This is a genomic window from Mogibacterium diversum, from assembly GCF_938028775.1.
GTDB classification, from domain to species: domain Bacteria; phylum Bacillota; class Clostridia; order Peptostreptococcales; family Anaerovoracaceae; genus Mogibacterium; species Mogibacterium diversum_A.
This window is the reverse complement of sequence record NZ_CALIZG010000007.1, coordinates 16,875-36,762: the sequence shown is the minus strand read 5'-3', so window position 1 is coordinate 36,762 and position 19,888 is coordinate 16,875. Positions and strand designations below refer to the sequence as shown.

Genomic DNA, 19,888 nt, shown 5'->3' with positions numbered 1-19,888 from the left:
TAATAAAAAATAGCCCTGTAGTCGTATAATTTCAAGGGCTATATCATTAAGTTCTTTTTTAAATTCTTACTTATTTAAGCGCATTAACAGGGCACACCTTAACGCACTCCATACAGAGTATGCACTCTGTACCATTCGCCCTTTTCCTGGAATTGTCCGTCATCTCGACATCCATCGGGCAAACCTTCTTGCATTTGCCACATGATATGCACTTATCAGTATCACACTTGATTCGGACTAGTGAGTAGTAGCTCATCGGTTTCATGAACACAGTTATCGGACAGACGTACTTACAAAATGCTCGGTTATCCTTAAATGCAAATGCCATACCTATTCCAACTGCGTAATATAACGCATTTCCGATTATAAACGTAAAGAACATTATTCGTTCGATGTTACCTACTTTAGCTAGAAATAACGCCGCTACAAAGAAAAACGCTGCTACAAAGGTAAAGTATCTAATCCATCCTACCCTTTTCCTTCGTGGTCTAGACGGCACTTTATACGGCAAGAAGTCTAACACCATTGCAGTCCAGCACGCATAACCACACCAGCCTCTACCGAATATAAGGGGTCCGAAGATCTTCGCCACAGCATAGTGAATCGTAGCTGCCTCAAATACGCCGGTGAACAAGTAGTACCAGAAGCCTTCTATTTGCATGTTCTCGTTATTTATGAGTCCAAGATAGATGAGCATATATAGTCCGATAAGTAGCTGCACAATACGCCTTGCGTGTTTATACCTACATATAAATAACATCTGCCCTATGAATATAGAAATGCCGATATAGCTGAAATTGAGAAGATAAAACAAATTGTCTTTAGCGAGCCACAGCGTCACTGCTATCGTCTCAAATGTAACCAGCATCAGCACTGGTAGCCAGTATTTTTTCACCTCTTCCCCCTTTGTACCTTCATATAATTTAAAATGACGTTACTAATGTATGATAACACTAGTAACGTCAATCTCTCAACGAGTGCATAACCTTTTATTCAAAATGATTATTTATACAATTTACTACTTCTTACCGAACAGCTTTGATAGAAGTCCCTTCTTTTTCTCTGGCTTAGGAGCACCCTCTTCTGGTACCTCATGATCAGTCTTCTTGTATACGACATTCTCAGCTATTTCATCATCATTCATACCAGTCGCTTCTCTAACCTGTGCTAAAGCCACCTCACGGTATATAAGAGCTCCTCGAGGATCGCAGAATCGTATATCTGAATAGCAAGTCGATCTATTTAAGTCAAATGGTTGAACCTCCATTACTTCGGTTGCCTCTATAAGACCACTATCTGTATTTGCAGCATCTTGTAAAGCAAACTGAAATACCCCGAGGTTGTCCGGTCCAAACGATTCTGTAAGAATGCTGCGGACTCCATCATCACTTTCTATATCTCTTAGTAGTTCCTTTACATAATCAGGACCAATGAATATGCCTGCAGAGTAATTCTCCTCAATCAAGTCGTTACTAGGAGCAGGAAGCCATGAAGGGAGCACTTCAGACCAAGGGGTGCGGTATCTATCCATCTCGGGATATCTTTCTATTACAAACGAAAAAGCAGCACCGCGTACATACTGATAGTCACGGAAGAATCCACCGATTATAGGTAATCCGTATAGAAGTCCCTTTTCCGATGGCTCTCCTTCATCTATCGATGTGAAGTATTTCATGTGATCAACAAACTTTTCGTGAAAGAATTCCTCTCCTTGTGATTCTATTAAAGAATTTAGAACACTCTCATCTCCATCTCTAAGAGCCTTGAGCGGAGCAAAGTACCACTCCTCCATCTGCGTTCTGCTCATAGGATGATAGCTAATATCAAAACCCATATATATCCTCCTTAATAATATTACTTATATATTAAAACTGTACAGATATCTTCATACAAATAGGTGTTTTCACCGCATGCTTGTTCTCCGGATAGTCCGAGTAATTAACTACCGGATACTGATCCAAATACGACCTTAGAGCCTTACGAGTCACCTGCATATTTTCGATAACACCTGTCTCATCACCCCATTTGAAGTAACGCCTTAGAAGAACTCCATAGTATCTTTCTCCATCAAGATTCTCTTCTCCTTTTACTTCTAGATAGCTTGAAGAATCATATTCACTCGCTGGAAACTTAGATGCCAAATTATATATCATATCTATGTACAGTGTGTCTGTCAGCTGACCTCGCTTACCCGGCTTAGTACTGGTTGCAAGGTAGAAAGGCATATCCGGATAATCATTCAGTTTTACCTCTACTTCACCTTCATGCGAAACTTCATCTGATGGAACTTTTCTGAATGTGTAAGTTCCACTACCATACTTAGAGTCTAAATACGAAATAATTTTAGACTTGCTAATTTTATCTCGCATCGCTGGTTTTTTATACTTGGCAACAACTGGAACAACTCCCCGTGGCTCCTTAAAACAAGCCGTAACATATGCATCCTTAACGACAGGACCATAGTTTTCATTCATGTATTCGCACATTGCCTGCAGCTTAGAGCACAGCACTTCAACATCCTGATCATTTTTTACATTGCATTTATACTTAATTATCGAATCTGAAAATTCTATATTTTCTATCTCTTTTCTGCTGAAAAACTTAGGCAGGACAATTTTACCTAATACTTTCATTCTATTATCATCATCCGTGTATGCAGGGACTGGAATTACACCTCCATGACCAATTTTCTGTTTAATAGTGTACTTGATATCAGGATAATCAGTAGGTGAAATTTCCCAAGTCTTCTTGTCAAGCTGTTTGACTTTAACCTTACCTGCACCGTAACGCTCTTGGACCTGCTTTGTTACACTCTCGGTCGTTAATGGCTCCCCGTCAGGCAGAATACAGCCAGAGCACAATATCATAATTAATACGATTATCAATCCTAATGAATATATTTTTTTCATATAGCAATTGCCTCTTTCATATAACATTGTTAATACAACTTTAATCTAAGATAGAAGTTCTATAATCTTCTCGCGTGTTTGAGAACTTAATTTATTGTTAGTTCTTAGATGAATGGCCGCATCGATATCCTTTTGATCATGCAATATATATGCACTCTGTACGGGGCTATTACCCTCTACTAGAAATGCATACCCTTCTACCCATATATTTATACCATTTGCCTTTAGGTAATTAGCCAGTAAGTAAACTTGCCGTCTTACTTGGTTTATAGGATTCTTAACAACACTCGTATACTCATTACCAGAAGCTGTAGTCTTCGTCTTGCTCCACTCATAGTCATTAAGCCCACCTGTGATTATCCCGACGTAATTCTTAACCTCGATTATGTAAATGCCTCGTTTATTTAGAATCACATTGTCTATCTCAGTCTTTTTTCCTTCAAAGGAAATACTTACGTTACAGAGCAGAGTGTCGTCATTACGCAGAGTTTCTCGTATCAGCTTACTAGTGAACTTCTCGCCTCTTATGCCGGCTCTTTTCTGGCCGGATTGTGCAAGATCTCCCTTGAGCCAAATAATTATTATCAGTATTATTACAATTATTGCAAGTAATATGATTTCAAAAATATAATTCATGATAGGTTTATCTCTATGTGTTACATTATACAGAACCTCTTCCATTATAAATTATAATTATAAGAGTCCCAACAGTTCTTTTCGCTTAATATATAAAAAAGCATCTAAGAACAAAACGAAGAGCTATATTATCCATCTCCTCGCAGTTTTGTTATCTTTCATATTTAGTTTAATTTAGTCATAGTTGCAACTGCACACGGAATCCTTCCATCTGCCAGCTCTACTTTTACATCTTCATATCCAGCTGTTTTAAAAAAAGCAATATAGCTAATGACATTAAAATATTGTTTAAAATCAGCCCCTGCTTTTCCGACCGAATCAGTCAGTGTGCTCTTTTTATCATGTTTATCACGATTCATATACGTTGGAATTATTAAAAGTCCTCCAGGTTTGCAGACACGATTTAACTCGGCAAGTGCCTTTAGTGGTTCATCTAGAAGATGTATCACATTACCAGCAATAACCTTATCAAAGCTATCATCCGGATATTTAAGCGACATGATATTCGCATATTCAAAAGTGATATTAGTATAAGATGAACAATTCTTCTCAGCGCGCTTAATCATCTTCGGTGCAAAATCAGTTGCTACAAGTGTACTACACCTTTCAGCTATAACAGCACTAAGCATACCGGTTCCTGCCGCACACTCGAGTACATTGTCACGTGAATCTATGTATTTGCCAACTATCCCCTTTAGCTCGTTATGCGTCCTTCTGTTTATAACTTTAACGAATATGTCATATACGCCTGCTATATTATTCCAGAACATTTTTTAACTCCTTTATCACTTCTGAGTGTAAATCAATCTTTCTCAGCTTAGTTAAGCTTCATTTTTAATCATAGCATAATTAAATTATGACAATCTGCCATTATCCATCTCATATACTCTATCGGCAAGCGAAAGTGTCGATTTTCTGTGTGATACGAGTACCATTGTCTTTCCTATCTTCTCATTTTCAAGAGATTTCAAGATAATTCCCTCATTCAGAACATCTAGATTACTGGTCGGTTCGTCAAGAAGCACGAGATCTGAGTCATGAAGAAATGCTCTTGCAAGCCCCACTCGCTGCTTCTCACCATCAGACAGAGTGCTACCGAGTTCTCCTACATTTGTATCATAACCGTGAGGGAGTCTAATTATAAAATCGTGAATACTAGCCTTCTTGGCTGCTTCCTCAACTTTAGCGAGCCCTGCGTCTGGATTAGCAATCCTAATATTATTTGCTATGGTATCACGAAACAGTATCGTATCCTGTGTTACATATGACGACATTGAGCGAAGGTCATCTGTGTTGATTTCCTTGATATCCTTTTCAGATATCAGCATCCGGCCCTCTTTCACATCCCAAAATCTCATTATGAGCTTTAAGAGCGTTGACTTTCCAGAACCGCTAGCACCGTGTATTCCGAGCACCTTACCCTTTTCAATATCTACCGTTACATTTTTTAATATAATCTCGTCTTCATATGAGAAAGTTATATCGTCAGCCTTAGCCCCTTCAAAGTCAGTATGCTCCTTGCCACTTACTTCCTCGACCGTAGGTGCTTCCTCGAGTAGCGCCAGGACTCTCTCCCCGCAGGCAAGTGTCTGATTTAAGCTATTAGAAAGCGATGCAAGTGCAACGACGGGTCCGAAAGAGCTCATCATAGCAAGTGTTGAAATTAGCACCTCAGAAAAGGTAGCAGCGCTTTCCATATAAAGGTAAATCATTGTAAATAACATACCCCAAGAGAATAGCTGGATGACAATATTAGTTACTGCCCTCTGAGAGCCTTCGAATTTGCTCAGATTCTCCTGATGCTCGGCAAGCGATTGTGACTTTTCATTCATCTTACTGAGCTGCTGATCACCTTGACCATACTGCAGAATCTCATCCACACCGTACATGCTATCTAGTACGAAGCCATTTAGTTCACCGACGCCGTTACGAAACTTCATTCCAGCACTAGCACTTCTCTTACCGTTCCATATCGGTAGTACAACTCCAACTACAGTGTATCCCATACATGCTATGACCCCAGCCACCATGCTTTGAGCTCCTATGAATACCACCATAATTAGCGAAGTTAAAAATGCAATTACAATCGGAGATATGGTATGTGCGAAGAACACCTCAAGAAGTTCGATATCACCCGTGATAATAGAGATTAGGTCGCCCTTGTTCTTTCCTTCAAGCTTCGCCGGACAGAGCTTTCTAAGGCATTCAAAAACCTTATGACGTATAATCGCAAGAATTCTAAAAGCTATATAGTGATTACAATACTGCTCGCCATAGTGAAGAATACCTCGCGCTAATGCAAGCCCAATAAGTAGCACAAATATCTGATTCCAAGAAATCACTTCATCTAGTGCAGTGCTGCCGAACATGACGTCTCCACCAAATACGGATAGACCCTTTATAACTCCAATGCCACCTACAATAGTTAGGAATATAGCACAGAGGAATCCGGCTACACCAAGGATGATGCCTGTTATCATTACGCCTGTAAGAGGCTTTACTAGTACGATTAGTCTCCGCATTATCGCTATATCAGAACTACGCTTATCTTTATCCATATTTAAGCCTCCTCTCTTCCTCTTGAATAGTTTTCAAGCTCTGATTGTTCAGAGAAAAGATTTGCATATGTTCCCTTGATACCCATGAGTTCATGATGCGTTCCTTTTTCGATGATCTTGCCATTTTTAAGCATATATATTGCATCGCTATCTGTGACATTTGCCAGTCTATGGGATATTAATATTACGGTCTTTTTTTTAGCAATCCGCTTAACAGCTGTCATTATAGCTTCCTCACTATCGGCATCGATGTTAGATGTTGCTTCATCAAATATGTATACTGGTGTGTCGTGAAGGAGAGCTCTAGCTAGGGCAAGTCTCTGCTTCTGACCACCTGAGAAGTTAGAAGCATTGGATTCCACCCTAGTATCTAAACCGCTCTGTGACTCAAGAAAATTCTTTAGATTTACATTATCCAAAGCATCTAACAGTTCAGCGTCAGTTGCCGTAGGATTTCCCATAAGCAGGTTCTCACGCACTGTACCCTTAAAAATCCAGCTGTTATGTCCGATCATGGTAAAATTCTCCATAAGCGATTTGCTAGATATTTTTCTATGCTCAGTACCATTAACTTTTATACTGCCACTATAATTATGATTCTTTCCGAGCAAAATACCTGCAATTGTAGATTTTCCTGATCCTGAAACTCCAACGATGGATACAAGAGAGCCTGAATCTATATTCATACTTATATCATGTAAAACCTCTCTGCTCTCATCATAAGAAAATGAGACATTATCGAGCGATATATCTATTTTGTTCCCAGCAATTTCCTCTTCTCCACGTTTCTGCTCTGGCAGATCAAGAAATGCAAATATTCTATCGCTTGCTTTCATACCGTTCATTCCGATATGGAAGAAGCTACCAAGGAGGCGCATGGGAAGAAAAAACTCTGCAGCAAGGAATATGCACATTAACACTCCCGAAACATTAATGTTACGATTAGAAAATTCAATTAGCGCACTGATTATTCCTGCAGCAGCCCCACCATAAGCGATTATATCCATAATCGAGGTGCTGTTGAGCTGCATCATAAGAACCTTCATCGTTATCTTGCGGAACTGCTCTGATTCACTATCTATCTGCTCTACTGCCCTCTGGTCAGCTCTATAAATCTTTAGAGTTGTCATTCCCTGCAGCTTCTCGAGAAAGCTGTCTCCAAGGCCATAATATATATCGAAGTAATTCCCGAGAATCTTTTTAGCAATAAATATTACTAACATGATTACAATCGGAATAAGCGGAACTGCAGCGAGTAACACGACAGCTGTTTTAAAGCTTATCCTAGAAATGACAAAAAACAGTGTAGCTGGTGCCAGAAGTGCATAAAAAAACTGGCTTAGATACCTGCCAAAATAAGTCTCAAGCTGTTCTACACCCTCCCCAGTCATCTGTACAATTTCAGATGTTCTAATCTGCTCACGATACGACGGACCTAGCCAAAGGACTTTTCTATATATCTGATCTCTTAATGCACGTTTAACATCTACACTTGCCAGATAGCAAGCACGAGAGTATAGGCGGTCACAAATATACCTAACGATAAGTCCAGCCGTTACAATTCCAATAGTCGTAAGAATATCGGAGCTTGTAATGCTCTTTTGCCACGCTCCATCGATTAACTGAGTTACCTGCCATACTATCGCAATCTGAGCGAACAGTGAAAGCCACTGCAATGCAATCTGATAGATTATGTACTTTCCAGAGCCCTTCAATAGCTTAATAAGCCTCATCTTAATCACACCTAGTTCTCCTCTTTTCCTTCGCGCCTGTTATAACATGTTTTAGACACAGAAGCGGATGATATATGATAATTCGCGGTCCACTATAGCGCATGACCTTCTGAATCTTCTCTTTCATCTCTGGTGAGTAGCAGTGTACCTTACAGTTACTGCAAAATGTTTTGCTCTTCATAAAACGGCATTTCTCGCTACGTTCACGTGCATACTCGATCAACTCTTGACATTCACCGCAAAGTTCTTTTCCATTCCGATTAGTATGATTTTTATGACAATAAAGCTTGATCATCTGTGAAACTAGCATTATCTCTTTTTGGCGTTTACGCTTGATTCTACTTGATTCCATGTTTCCTCAAACCTCTCATTATCATATAAAGCCATTATAATAAATTGTAATCGCAAATTTATTATGTCTATATTATCATATTAGATGTATCTAACAAATATTAGCGGCCAGTATACCTTAAAAAATTGCGAATTAATCCCACGCTTATTCAGCTCCTGAGTTAAACACTCTTCATCCTTACCATTTTGTTATTCTTGGAATATATAATGCGATAATGCGCCATCGTTTTTTCTATTATCAATTTAAGGTTTATGATATCATATAAATCAAATGATTGGAGGCAAATGAATTGGATACAAAAAAATCACCTTTAAAAAGACTACTATTTTTATTTCTACCATTTATATTTTTATTTGTATATGACATATTGGCATCTTTAGTGGCTGTCGTTATTGAGAGAGCTCTTACCTTTTTTCCAGTAAGCGACAAATTCTTAAATTCAAGTGCAAGCTTTATGGATGCATCAATAGCTTTCGTATTATCTATTACATGCTATATATTCTATCGCATAGTTTTTACCAAAAGAGAGCCCGAAGTTCGTATATCTAAACCAACTGGAATAATATATGCCATAATCCTTGGCTTCGGTGCGGGTGGAATATCGAGCCTTTGGTTAAACGGCGTGTACATTCTTGCTGATTATTCACCTTTTCTCGCAAAGCAAGTCAAAGGATTTGATTCGCTATATAGCGATATGGAGAAAGGTCCATATATATGGCTATTCCTAGCGATTGTTGTAGTTGGACCAATAATCGAGGAAATACTTTTCCGCGGAATCATCTTTAGCAGCTTTGAGAATGCAACGAGAAACCCGTGGTTCCCTGTAACCGTAACCGGTATTATGTTCGGTATATGGCACGGAAGCTTCATACAGGGTGTGTATACGGCCATCTTTGGCATAATCCTAGCTTACTTCATGAAAAAGTGCAGATCGCTGGTGTTTGTTGCATTTGCACACGGCATTAACAATCTGAGCGGAACATTGCCACCTTCACTCGATACTGACTTTACTAACACACTTCTAAATATTACATCGTACGTATGCATTCTTCCAACACTTGCTATCTTATATCATCTACACCGGAAGAGTAAGAAAATCAATAATTAGTACGATACATATAGAGATTTATTATTATTTACACCTGGTGTAAAGCAATTTTACAATCACTTATTTATAAGAAAAAAGCGTTTGCCTAAGTTCATGGCAAACGCTTTTATTGGTTGGTTCTGCTTTAGCAGTGGATTTTCTAGAAATCCACTCTTTTGTCAATTGGTTATAATATTTGTCAAACTAAGGCCTTACATATACTTTCTTTTTACTCCATATACGAAGCCGAGTGATGCAAGTGCACCAATTCCTAGAATCATGAAGAATACCACATGATTTGCATCACCAGTCTTAGGTGTGCGCTTAACCTTCTTAGGAGGATTCTTAGGGTTTGGCTTTGGCTTTTCAGCATTGGTAATAACAGTCTTGCCATCCTGGTCAATCTCACCATAGGTTACTTTATAAGTACTACCATTAATGGTAATTTCACCATTTGACTCTCCAACTTCAAGAACCTTATATTCGTTATTATTCGCTGCACCGGCATCCTTTACGAGGAGATTCTCAAATCTTGTTGTCCAGTTATTAGCGGCATTTAATGTAACGATTGTCCCCAGCGGAGCTCCATTTTTGTATAGCTGAACCTTAACTTCGCTAGCTTTCTTACCTACCCAATCCTTTTTAACCTCTATGGTCATCTCCTCTGGCGCAACATTATTGGAGATTGTCTGTTTTGAGTCACCAGTAGCCTCTGTAACTATTTCATATGCAACCTTTATCGTCTGTGTTCCAAAATTTGCTTTCGATTCATTCTGAACCCAGTTTCCATTGCTGTCCATTTCACGAACAACATAGATGAAAGGATTATTAGTATCCTGAGCATCATTCACCATGTTGAACTTTATTAAGTCAACGAAGCTATGTTTCCAGTTATTTGCACCATTAAGAACAACTTGATCAATCTGCTGATAATCAGTAGACCCGCTTTCCATTAGCTGTTTAATCTTTGCTTCGGATAGCTGGCTAGCAGTCCAGCCAGTTGTATCTATAGGATTACCATTTGCATCCTTCAGCACCACGCCGTCAATGACACTCTTAGTAACTCTGAACAAACCAACTGTTACAGATGTTACATGATTATTATTATCAGTTTCCCACTTCTTTGTGACTTCTAGCTTTATCTTGTCGTAGCTAATTGGCGATGTTCCAAAATCAACTTCACCATTCGATCCAATTCCGCCACCACGAGGTGCTTTATTTCCTGTAACTACAACCTTTGCGGATATTCTAGCTGCTGCCTTACCCTGATCTGACATAATGGACTTCAAACTGATGTTGTCAGTTATTCCATTTAGTGTACCTCTATCAACAGGAGGATTAACTGTATTAGGGTATCTATCACTTCCGTTAGATGCGCCTAGATATGAATTATCAATCTTTCCATCTTCATACCAATGAACAAGCCAATTATCTAGTCCATTATTAGACAGTATTAGAGTCTGTGTAGCTGGGTCATTCTTTGAAATGGATGCAACATCATCTCCAGCTGCAGTTGTATCATTGTTATTTGCACCAGTACCTGCTGTGTTATCAAAGAACGAAGCACCATTAGTAATTGCCGTCTTTGCACTCCCTGTTGGGCAAAGCCACATTCCGCCACCAAGCTTTGTAGCTGTATTTCCAGTTACCATAGTCTTACCCATCTGAAGCCTATATGGTACAGCGGCAACATATACTCCACCACCCTGCTTTCCAGCAGTATTGTTAGTGATATTGGCGCCATTTATAGTAACTTCCTGTGAAGCAACGTAGATACCACCACCTACGCCGTTCTCTGCATAAGGGTCATTATTTACCTTGCGACCAGTTAGAACCGCATGGTTACCAGTGATAGTACCGTTGTTTATCGTTACCTTAGTAGGGAAAAATCTTCTCCAAGTGCTCTCTGGGTATGAACCACGGTCGTTAGAAAGAAGATAGTCATTAATTCCTATTCCACCGCCAAATGGTGCCTTGTTTCCAGAAATAGTTCCACCTTCCATTGTAAGCTGACCCGCTCCATTAACAGCTATACCGCCACCAAGCGAGTTAGCAGTATTGTTAGAGATGGTACCCCCATTCATTGTCATCTTACCAGTCGAAAAGATATAAGCTGAATTTGACCAGTTAAGATCTCGCGTACTTGCTGTACTGAAGCTTCCAACTAGCACTCCGCCAAAATCAGCACTATTGCCAGTGATGGTACCCCCATTCATTACCATAGTTGAGCTTCCCTTGATTCCCTCAACAGTTACGGCAGCATTATTTCCAGAGCTTCCATCTGGTGTAAGAGTGTTATTAGAGATATCACCACCATTCATAGTGAATGAAGCACCCTCTGTAACCTTGACAACAGCAATAAACTGGTTGGACATCTTGTTATTGTGAATCGAGCCACCGTTCATAGTGAACGAAGCATTTGTCCCTCTCACTTTAACTATGCCAACAAATCCTGAATCAGTTTTTACATTCTTGATTTCTCCGCTATTCATCGTGAGTTTACCAGCATTATCGATGATGGCGGAGCTATAGTTTGTACCAAGCTGATTTCCATCTAGCTTAACATCCTGCCATGTCAAAGACCCACCTTCCGCAATCTTTACAGCTATTCCAGTGTTCTTCTTAGTGATTGTTACGGCACCCTTCAAAGTGATATCCTTACCTGCTGGCACATTAATCGGTGTGCTTAGATCCATATCTCTAGTAAGAACAATTTCAGTAGCCCCTGTAGCATTGTTAATTGCCTGCTGAATCTCTGCAGTACTGCTCGCATTTACAGTCGCTGCGTTAGCTTCTAAACCAAACAATATAAAAAATGAAATTAAGGTTACCAATGTCACCAAGATAGGTGTAAGAGATTTTCTAATACTCATTTCAAACCCTTTACTTTCATGAATAAAAAATAACCTATTCAAGTATGGCAAAATTACATACTTGTTCACACATTATACACGATATTACAAAGCATTTGTGCAATTATCGAGATTTTATCATATATTAATATCTTAATTTATAGATATAACAAAAATGGACCTGAGCACTGTGCTCAAGCCCATTTTTGTTTACCTGTTAATACCTTCTAAGGTCTAGAGAAGGTTAAAATTTGTGCAGCTAGTGCTTCTATTAACGGTCTCTTCTTCTCCTACGAATTAGCATCAGAATTGCTACTTCAAATGCTGCAAAGATAGCAAATCCTGCATATACATAAACCTCAAAGCCATCTCCTGTTTTAGGACCTAAAACTGATCTTAGCGGAGTCTTTCCTGCATGATTACGTGCACTATGTCCTCCTGACCTTCCTGAGTTTACACTAGATGTTGGTCTAGAATTCGCATCCTTAGGATTAGTTCCATTTGAAGCTTCAACAGCATCTGAATATCCATCGCCATCATCATCCGTATCTGTGATGTCAGGATCACCATCGCCATCTGTATCCCTTAGCACTGTGATTTCAACAGTCTTGGTAATCTTAGAACCATCTGGATTCGTAATGACTACTGGAATTTCAAACTTGCGCTTTTCTTCTGTACTACCCCAATCAGTTACGTTTGGCGTGCCACTGATAGTCTTAGTTGCTGGGTTGTAAGTTACGCCGTTTGGTAGCTTGCTATTGTCTACAGACACAGTTGCATTATTATTTCCAGGTGTAATTGTGATGTTGCTAATCGCAGTCTTATCATTTACAGATTGCGTACCATTCGTAATAGTAGTTGGTGTCACAGGAGTTACAACAGCAGCTGGTCTAGAGTTCGCATTCTTAGGGTCTGATCCCTTTGCTGTCTCAACCGTATCCGGTACACCATCGCCATCATCATCCGTATCTGTAATGTCTGGATCACCGTCACCATCTGTATCCCTTAGTACTGTGATTTCAACAGTCTTGGTAACCTTAGAACCATCTGGGTTCGTTACTACAACAGGAATTTCAAACTTACGCTTTTCTTCTGTGCTACCCCAATCAGTTACATTTGGCGTGCCACTGATAGTCTTAGTACCTGCATCGAATGTAACACCATTTGGTAACTTGCTTGTATCTACTGTTACTGTAGAACCTGTAGCTCCAGGTGTAATTGTGATGTTGCTAATCGCAGTCTTATCATTAACGCTCTGCGTTCCATTAGTGATTGTCGTAGGTGATACTGGAACTATCACTGCCGCAGGGACAGACCCTCTATTCTTAGGGTTAGATCCTCTCGCATTTTCCTCTACATCAGATACGCCATCTCCATCGTCATCTGGATCAGTGATATCTGGATCGCCATCACCGTCAGTGTCCCTTAATACTGTAATTTCAACAGTCTTAGTAACCTTTGAGCCATCTGGATTCGTTACTACAACAGGAGTTTCAAACTTGCGTTTTTCTTCTGTACTACCCCAATCAGTTACGTTTGGCGTGCCACTGATAGTCTTAGTTGCTGGGTTGTAAGTTACGCCGTTTGGTAGCTTGCTATTGTCTACAGACACAGTTGCATTATTATTTCCAGGTGTAATTGTGATGTTGCTAATCGCAGTCTTATCATTTACAGATTGCGTACCATTCGTAATAGTAGTTGGTGTCACAGGAGTTACAACAGCAGCTGGTCTAGAATTCGCATTCTTAGGGTCTGAACCCTTTGCCGTCTCTACTGTGTCTGGTATGCCATCTCCGTCATCGTCTGTATCTGTAATATCTGGGTCACCGTCACCATCTGTATCCCTTAGTACTGTAATCTCTACAGTTTTGGTGATTTTAGTTCCATCTGGATTCGTAACTACTACAGGAATCTCAAACTTACGCTTTTCCTCTGTACTACCCCAATCTGTTACATTTGGCGTACCACTAATGGTTTTAGTTCCTGGATCGTAAGTCACACCATTTGGTAGCTTACTATTATCTACTGTAACTACAGACGCTGCATTTCCAGGTGTTACTACAATATTTGTAATTGCTGTCTTATCATTAACCGTCTGTGTCCCATTTGTGATAGTAGTTGGAGCAACAGGTGTCACAACAGCAGCTGGAATAGATCTTGCGCTCTTAGGATCAGAACCTTGTGTCTTTTCTGCGAGATCGGTATATCCATCACCGTCATCATCCGGATCTGTTATATCTGGATCACCATCTCCATCTGTATCTCTTAGAACAGTTATTTCTACGATTCTAGTAATCGATGAACCATCTGAGTTTGTAACGACTATAGGAATTTCGTACTTGCGCTTTTCTTCATTGCTACCCCAGTTAGTAACATTAGGTGTTCCAGTTATTGAGAGAGTTCCTGGATTATATGTAACTCCCGGTGGAAGTTTTGTACTATCAACATGTTCAGTCGAGTCAATATCTATCGTTCCAATAGTTATATCATTAATAGCATGTCTATCAACAACAGTCTGTACTGGATTAATAATATTTAATGGATCTGCTGGAGTAATCGTACCTGCTGGTATAGAGTGACTGTTCTTCGGATCAGATCCTTTTGTCGTCTCCTCTGTATCAGAGTATCCATCTCCATCATCATCCGTATCAGTGATATCTGGATCGCCATCACCATCTGTATCTCTAAGTACGGTGATTTCTACTGTCTTTGTAATCTTAGAGCCGTCTGGATTCTTAACTACAACAGGGATTTCAAACTTACGCTTTTCTTCTGTACTACCCCAATTTGTTACATTTGGCGTGCCACTTATTGTCTTTGTACCTGCATCATAAGTTACTCCGCTTGGTAGCTTGCTGTTATCAACGGTAACAGTTGCACCAGAAGCTCCCGGTTTTACAACTATATTCGTAATTGCCGTTTTATCATTAACCGTCTGAATCGGATTAGTAACCGTAGTCTGAGCAATCGGTGTTATCATACCTGCCGGTACTGACTTTGAATTCTTTGGATCAGATCCCTTAGCTGTTTCTTCAGAATCTAGGTATCCATCTCCATCATCATCAAGATCAGTAATATCTGGTATACCATCCTTATCGGTATCCCTCTGAACTGTGATTTTGAATGTCTTTGTAGTAGTATTTCCTGCTGGGTCTTTAGCCTCTACCGTAACTGTAATTTCACGAGTTTCCTCATTACCATGCCAGTCAGTGACTTTAGGAGTACCGCTTATTTTTCCATTCGAATACTGAACTCCAGTCGGTAAATCTTTAACCGTAACAGTAGCAGTAGGGTCATCAGTTGTAACAGTAATCTCTGTTATCGGCTGCCCTTCGATAACTGTCTGGTCTCCAATGTTATCAATTACTGGCGCCTTGTTATCTTTCCATACAGCAAAGACTTCTTTGGCTTCAGTAATATTCTTTAGAATATCCGAATCCGCCTCAGTAGCACCAGCCGTTGCAGCCCATCCCATAAACTTGTAACCATCTCGGGTAGGCTCTTCTGGCTGAGTTGCTTTTCCGTTTACTGCTGATACTACCTTGTCTGCATTCGTACCGTCTGCCCATTTTCCGCCATTAGTATCAAATGTGACTTTTATAGCACCAACATTTACCTTAGTGCTCGAAACCATAGGATTCTTTCCATCCGGTGAGTAAGCTACAAGTATAACTTTATCACCGTCTGCAAAAGTTCCGGCTGGAACGTTTATACTAAATTTTCCATCTTTCAAATCAGAAAAAGGTATTGTAGTCTCTGCCTTCGCCGTCTCGTGAGTGTAATCTGTATCATCAGCGACGTATTTATAGGCTTTTACAATAACGTTACCCGCATCAGTGTTAGTAGCGGTTAGCTTCTTAGTTTCATCTGCAGGGTTATTATAAATTGTCTTTGGAACAGTTCCCTTGATTGTCTCTGCTCTATTTGCTTCGATGTTCGTCGTTGTAACATTTGGCTTAACTACCAGATACGAATTAGCCTTTGTCGGATCAGTCTTATCTGTTAGGTATTCCTGACCATCAGGAACTCCATCGCCGTCAGTATCAACGTTATACTTATCAGAACCTATTTCGTCTTCTACAAAGTCAAATAGACCGTCCTTATCAGTGTCAAGAACCTCTAGGAATGCGTTAGTATACGAGTGCTGAATTCTCTTATTAGGCTTCCCACCATCAGGCTTCCTGATTCCGTGAAATACAGGTGTTGAATCAACAAAATCAGCTGTGAGCCATGACTCAAAGTTAAGCTGCTGATTATTAGCAGTTATATAATCGTTTAGAGCCTTTGCGAAATCCTGATTTGTAACGTTTGACTTCAGCTTATATTCAATTGTATAAGACCTTCTCTGTCCAAGTGCTCCGTAGAAAACTTGTGAATCAAGTGTGCTCCTAACCTGTGTAACCTTACTCCAGTCTCCACCAACTATGCTGAGTGATGGAGTATCTTTTGTTGAAATTACACCATCCCCGTTTGGATCTACCGTTAGCTTTATAGGATTAGATGCTGTTATCGTACCTGTCGAAGTAGAAACTCCGAGCCTCACCTCGTTAGTATCAATATACTTGAGCAGTTCCTTCGGAATTACCTCATTTATATATAGGACCCATCCGCTATTTGCCTGCAGGAAGTTCTGGTCAGGCTTAAACGAAACGGTAGACTTTATAATCTTATTCTTGGCATCGTAGCTTACAAGCTTGCCGGTATTGCCACCTGAAAAATTACCATCCTTCGACTGTGTACCATCAGTTGTAAGAAGATTCAGTCCAGTTCCTAGGTAGTCATCATTACCAGCGCTGGAATTGCTTGGAAGCGCAGGAACATTAGGGTTGTTCTTAAGGATAAATCCATTATCATTTCCACCCTTATCCGCTTTACCATCAGCTCTTACCCAAGTGGTTGTAAAATCAATTTTCTTTGAATCAAGCCCTAGACTCGTAAGTGTAGCACCATTCTTGAGCTTGATAATAACGTCTCTGTTAGTAACGACACCGATCAAACCAGATTGTAAGGTTTGATTATTGATAGGCACCTTCCAAAGTGCTCCATCTGCTTCTTTTTCAAACTGAACTCCGTTAACCTCAATTGACTGTATCTGCTTGTAGAAATCATCGTCAAAGAAGTTAATCAGGAATCTACCGTTATACGGTCCTTTATCGGTGCCGCCCCAGCTACCTGGTAACTTTGCCCATTTAGTAACTGTCAGGTGAATCCCCGAGGCATCCTCCTTGGTAAAATCAGTTCTAGCGTAGTCCAAAACTCCATCTGTCTCTCCAGCTAATGTGTAGTTGACTGAATTGTTCAGCGATCTCGGCTGACCACCTTCAGCCCTTACTGTAACTGGTGATATAAGCATGGTAAAACCAAGCATGCAAGATAGCGCTATAGACGATACTCTTCTCGCTGCTTCTCCCTGCTTCCCAGTCTTCGATGTTCGTCTTGTCTCTACATTGTTGTTGTCAAAAATGCCAAAACAATTCATCTTGTTCCTCCGAAAATTATCTCTAGTTAATATACTCTTGATATCTTACCATAGATATGCTATTAAATGTTGCTTTTTTTAGACAAAATAGGTATTATACTTTAAGCAATTCAATTGCGCCAGTTTAAAGCGAGACATATTTTGTCTAAATGCTTATTTTTTAGGGATTAATACCCCTATTGTCATTCCTATTATCTCCCCGATAGATATTCCCATAACCATTCCAAATCCAGATCTATCAAACATAATACCTGCTAACAAACCTGCGGAAATACCAATAATCATTCCGCTCGCCATATGGTCACCTTTATATTTTTTCGTCATAACCCTTCTAACAATGGTAAATATCATAATAGAGATACATAGCACCGTTAAAATTATAGTATATTTACCAATTACCAAATAATTACCATCACTCACAATGTTCGCCCCCTTCGCCGTTATTCATTCTCTTTATTAAAAGCTAAAATATTTCTTATTGCTAACGCATAAAAAACCACTACTGAAAGCACGCTCATATATGGATTCCGTGTTACACCACCTCCCCGTAGGTAGTGTATAAATTCAATTACCCCCGTAGATGCAAGAATTAGAGGTAATATTATAAATATAACCTTAAATATTTTTTTCATTTTACACACCTCATTCATACAAATAGATTACAATCTAATTTCAATCTTGTTTTCAAAACTTAAACTTGTTTTCTAAAATGCATATGGTGACTAGCAGCACGATTAATAGTTCCATGTTTTGACTAATAATAACATGTAGGTAGTTGATTTAAAATCTTTTATATGCTCATTACCTTCTTCAATATTAAATGATATAAATATGCTCAATATGATAACTAAAAAAGGAGCCTCTGCACCTCGGAAAACCAACTGGTAAGAAACTCCTTTTAGATAATTCTATTTATTTAATTTATAAAGCGATATTTAAGCAATTACTGCTCAAGAGCCTGATCAACGTCAGCGATTATATCATCGATATCCTCTATACCTACTGACATTCTCACTAAATCCTGAGATATTCCAGCCGCTGCTAGCTCCTCATCGTTCATCTGTCTATGAGTAGTCGATGCAGGATGAAGCACACAAGTTCTTGAATCAGCTACGTGTGTAACTATTGCTGCGAGCTTTAGCGAATCCATAAACTTAATAGCTGCCTCTCTACCGCCTTTTACTCCAAATGCAATAACTCCACAAGAGCCGTTAGGAAGATACTTCTCCGCGAGCTCGTGCTGGCTATCATTTTCTAGTCCAGAGAACGAAACCCAGGAAACCTTCGGATGATTTTCGAGGTGCTTAGCGAGAGCAAGCGCATTCTGGAAATGTCTTTCCATTCTCAAATGTAGCGTCTCAAGTCCAATTCCCAGATAGAAGGCATTTTGAGGTGAAGGAATAGATCCGAGGTCACGCATAAGGTTAGTCGTCATCTTTACAATGTATGCAGCCTTGCCAAAGCTCTCTGTATAAACAGTGCCGTGATATGTCTCGTCAGGAGTTGTAAGTCCCGGGAATTTGTCGCTGTGCTTAGTCCAGTCGAAGTTACCTGAATCTACAACTGCTCCGCCGACTGAATTAGCGGTACCATTCATGTATTTTGTAGTTGAGTGTGTGACGATATCAACACCCCACTCGAAAGGTTTGCAGAAAATCGGCGTAGGGAACGTATTATCTACGATTAGCGGTACACCATGCTTATGTGCAACATTAGCAAATTTTTCAATATCTAATACGCTAAGTGAAGGGTTTGATAAAGTTTCACCGAATACAAGTTTTGTGTTAGGCTGGAACTTCTTCTCTAACTCCTCAGGTGATATATCTGGTTCAACAAACGTAGACTCTATCCCCATCTGCTTCATAGTATGTGCGATAAGATTGTATGTCCCACCGTATATAGCAGAGCTAGAAATAATGTGATCACCCGCGCTTGCAATATTCATCATAGCGTAGAAATTTGCAGCCTGACCAGATGATGTAAGTATAGCTGCAACACCACCCTCTAGCTGGCAAATCTTGTTTGCTACTGCATCATTAGTTGGGTTAGAAAGTCTAGTATAAAAATATCCAGACTCTTTTAAGTCGAATAGATTTCCCATCTGCTCTGATGATTCGTACTTAAAAGTAGTGGACTGAATTATTGGAACTACTCTTGGTTCTCCGTTCTTTGGCTCGTAGCCACCCTGCACGCATACCGTGCTAGTTTTGTAATTTGTCATATAAAAGTCCCTCCTTTTTGTATCTAATTAACTATATAGTGTTTATTAGTGAATTGCAAGT

At 39.7% G+C, this 19,888-nt stretch carries 14 protein-coding genes; 1 reads left to right on the top strand and 13 read right to left on the bottom strand.

Features of this window, described 5'->3' with window-relative positions; all coding sequences use genetic code 11:
* Nucleotides 1-70: 70 nt before the first annotated feature.
* The 8 genes from Q7O90_RS00955 to Q7O90_RS08185 form a co-directional block, all read right to left on the bottom strand.
* A complete protein-coding gene (locus tag Q7O90_RS00955; RefSeq protein ID WP_330667019.1) occupies nt 71-895 on the bottom strand; it encodes a 4Fe-4S binding protein in 825 nt (274 codons plus the stop codon).
* 123 nt (nt 896-1,018) lie between these two features.
* Entirely contained in the window at nt 1,019-1,834 is an 816-nt protein-coding gene (locus Q7O90_RS00950; protein WP_304126339.1) for a hypothetical protein, read from the bottom strand.
* 31 nt (nt 1,835-1,865) lie between these two features.
* On the bottom strand, nt 1,866-2,909 hold the full coding sequence (locus Q7O90_RS00945; RefSeq protein WP_304126336.1) for a hypothetical protein: 1,044 nt from the start codon (nt 2,907-2,909) through the stop codon (nt 1,866-1,868).
* Between the two features lie 45 nt (nt 2,910-2,954).
* Nucleotides 2,955-3,545, bottom strand: a complete 591-nt coding sequence (locus Q7O90_RS00940; protein WP_304126334.1) for a nuclease-related domain-containing protein — start codon at nt 3,543-3,545, stop codon at nt 2,955-2,957.
* A gap of 164 nt (nt 3,546-3,709) precedes the next feature.
* Nucleotides 3,710-4,315, bottom strand: a complete 606-nt coding sequence (locus Q7O90_RS00935) for a class I SAM-dependent methyltransferase (protein WP_304126331.1) — start codon at nt 4,313-4,315, stop codon at nt 3,710-3,712.
* Nucleotides 4,316-4,399: 84 nt separating this feature from the next.
* The gene (locus Q7O90_RS00930; RefSeq protein WP_304126329.1) at nt 4,400-6,103 is read right to left on the bottom strand and encodes an amino acid ABC transporter ATP-binding/permease protein; all 1,704 of its coding nucleotides are present in this window, start codon (nt 6,101-6,103) and stop codon (nt 4,400-4,402) included.
* A gap of 2 nt (nt 6,104-6,105) precedes the next feature.
* Nucleotides 6,106-7,836, bottom strand: a complete 1,731-nt coding sequence (locus Q7O90_RS00925) for an ABC transporter ATP-binding protein/permease (RefSeq protein ID WP_330667022.1) — start codon at nt 7,834-7,836, stop codon at nt 6,106-6,108.
* Between the two features lies 1 nt (nt 7,837).
* A complete protein-coding gene (locus tag Q7O90_RS08185; RefSeq protein WP_304126325.1) occupies nt 7,838-8,188 on the bottom strand; it encodes a nitrous oxide-stimulated promoter family protein in 351 nt (116 codons plus the stop codon).
* A 289-nt stretch (nt 8,189-8,477) separates the two neighbouring features.
* On the opposite strand from Q7O90_RS08185, the gene Q7O90_RS00915 reads away from it, so the two are divergent.
* Complete coding sequence (locus Q7O90_RS00915) at nt 8,478-9,296, top strand: CPBP family intramembrane glutamic endopeptidase (protein ID WP_304126322.1); 819 nt, start codon at nt 8,478-8,480, stop codon at nt 9,294-9,296.
* A gap of 191 nt (nt 9,297-9,487) precedes the next feature.
* Here the strand turns inward: Q7O90_RS00915 and Q7O90_RS00910 are convergent, their stop codons facing one another.
* From Q7O90_RS00910 to Q7O90_RS00890, 5 genes are all read right to left on the bottom strand, one after another.
* The gene (locus Q7O90_RS00910; protein ID WP_304126320.1) at nt 9,488-12,148 is read right to left on the bottom strand and encodes a Cna B-type domain-containing protein; all 2,661 of its coding nucleotides are present in this window, start codon (nt 12,146-12,148) and stop codon (nt 9,488-9,490) included.
* 250 nt (nt 12,149-12,398) lie between these two features.
* A complete protein-coding gene (locus tag Q7O90_RS00905) occupies nt 12,399-17,606 on the bottom strand; it encodes a putative Ig domain-containing protein (RefSeq protein ID WP_304126317.1) in 5,208 nt (1,735 codons plus the stop codon).
* 153 nt (nt 17,607-17,759) lie between these two features.
* Nucleotides 17,760-18,026, bottom strand: coding sequence for a hypothetical protein (locus Q7O90_RS00900; RefSeq protein WP_304126314.1), 267 nt, complete (start codon nt 18,024-18,026; stop codon nt 17,760-17,762).
* A 20-nt stretch (nt 18,027-18,046) separates the two neighbouring features.
* Nucleotides 18,047-18,238, bottom strand: coding sequence for a hypothetical protein (locus tag Q7O90_RS00895; protein ID WP_304126311.1), 192 nt, complete (start codon nt 18,236-18,238; stop codon nt 18,047-18,049).
* Nucleotides 18,239-18,549: 311 nt separating this feature from the next.
* Nucleotides 18,550-19,827, bottom strand: coding sequence for an O-acetylhomoserine aminocarboxypropyltransferase/cysteine synthase family protein (locus Q7O90_RS00890; RefSeq protein ID WP_304126308.1), 1,278 nt, complete (start codon nt 19,825-19,827; stop codon nt 18,550-18,552).
* Between the last annotated feature and the right edge of the window lie 61 nt (nt 19,828-19,888).

Coding starts and splice junctions, on each gene's coding strand:
- Q7O90_RS00950 (WP_304126339.1), bottom strand. CDS start 1,834: ATGGGTTTTGATATTAGCTATCATCCTATGAGCAGAACGCAGATGGAG.
- Q7O90_RS00945 (WP_304126336.1), bottom strand. CDS start 2,909: ATGAAAAAAATATATTCATTAGGATTGATAATCGTATTAATTATGATA.
- Q7O90_RS00940 (WP_304126334.1), bottom strand. CDS start 3,545: ATGAATTATATTTTTGAAATCATATTACTTGCAATAATTGTAATAATA.
- Q7O90_RS00935 (WP_304126331.1), bottom strand. CDS start 4,315: ATGTTCTGGAATAATATAGCAGGCGTATATGACATATTCGTTAAAGTT.
- Q7O90_RS00930 (WP_304126329.1), bottom strand. CDS start 6,103: ATGGATAAAGATAAGCGTAGTTCTGATATAGCGATAATGCGGAGACTA.
- Q7O90_RS00925 (WP_330667022.1), bottom strand. CDS start 7,836: ATGAGGCTTATTAAGCTATTGAAGGGCTCTGGAAAGTACATAATCTAT.
- Q7O90_RS08185 (WP_304126325.1), bottom strand. CDS start 8,188: ATGGAATCAAGTAGAATCAAGCGTAAACGCCAAAAAGAGATAATGCTA.
- Q7O90_RS00910 (WP_304126320.1), bottom strand. CDS start 12,148: ATGAGTATTAGAAAATCTCTTACACCTATCTTGGTGACATTGGTAACC.
- Q7O90_RS00905 (WP_304126317.1), bottom strand. CDS start 17,606: ATGAATTGTTTTGGCATTTTTGACAACAACAATGTAGAGACAAGACGA.
- Q7O90_RS00895 (WP_304126311.1), bottom strand. CDS start 18,238: ATGAAAAAAATATTTAAGGTTATATTTATAATATTACCTCTAATTCTT.
- Q7O90_RS00890 (WP_304126308.1), bottom strand. CDS start 19,827: ATGACAAATTACAAAACTAGCACGGTATGCGTGCAGGGTGGCTACGAG.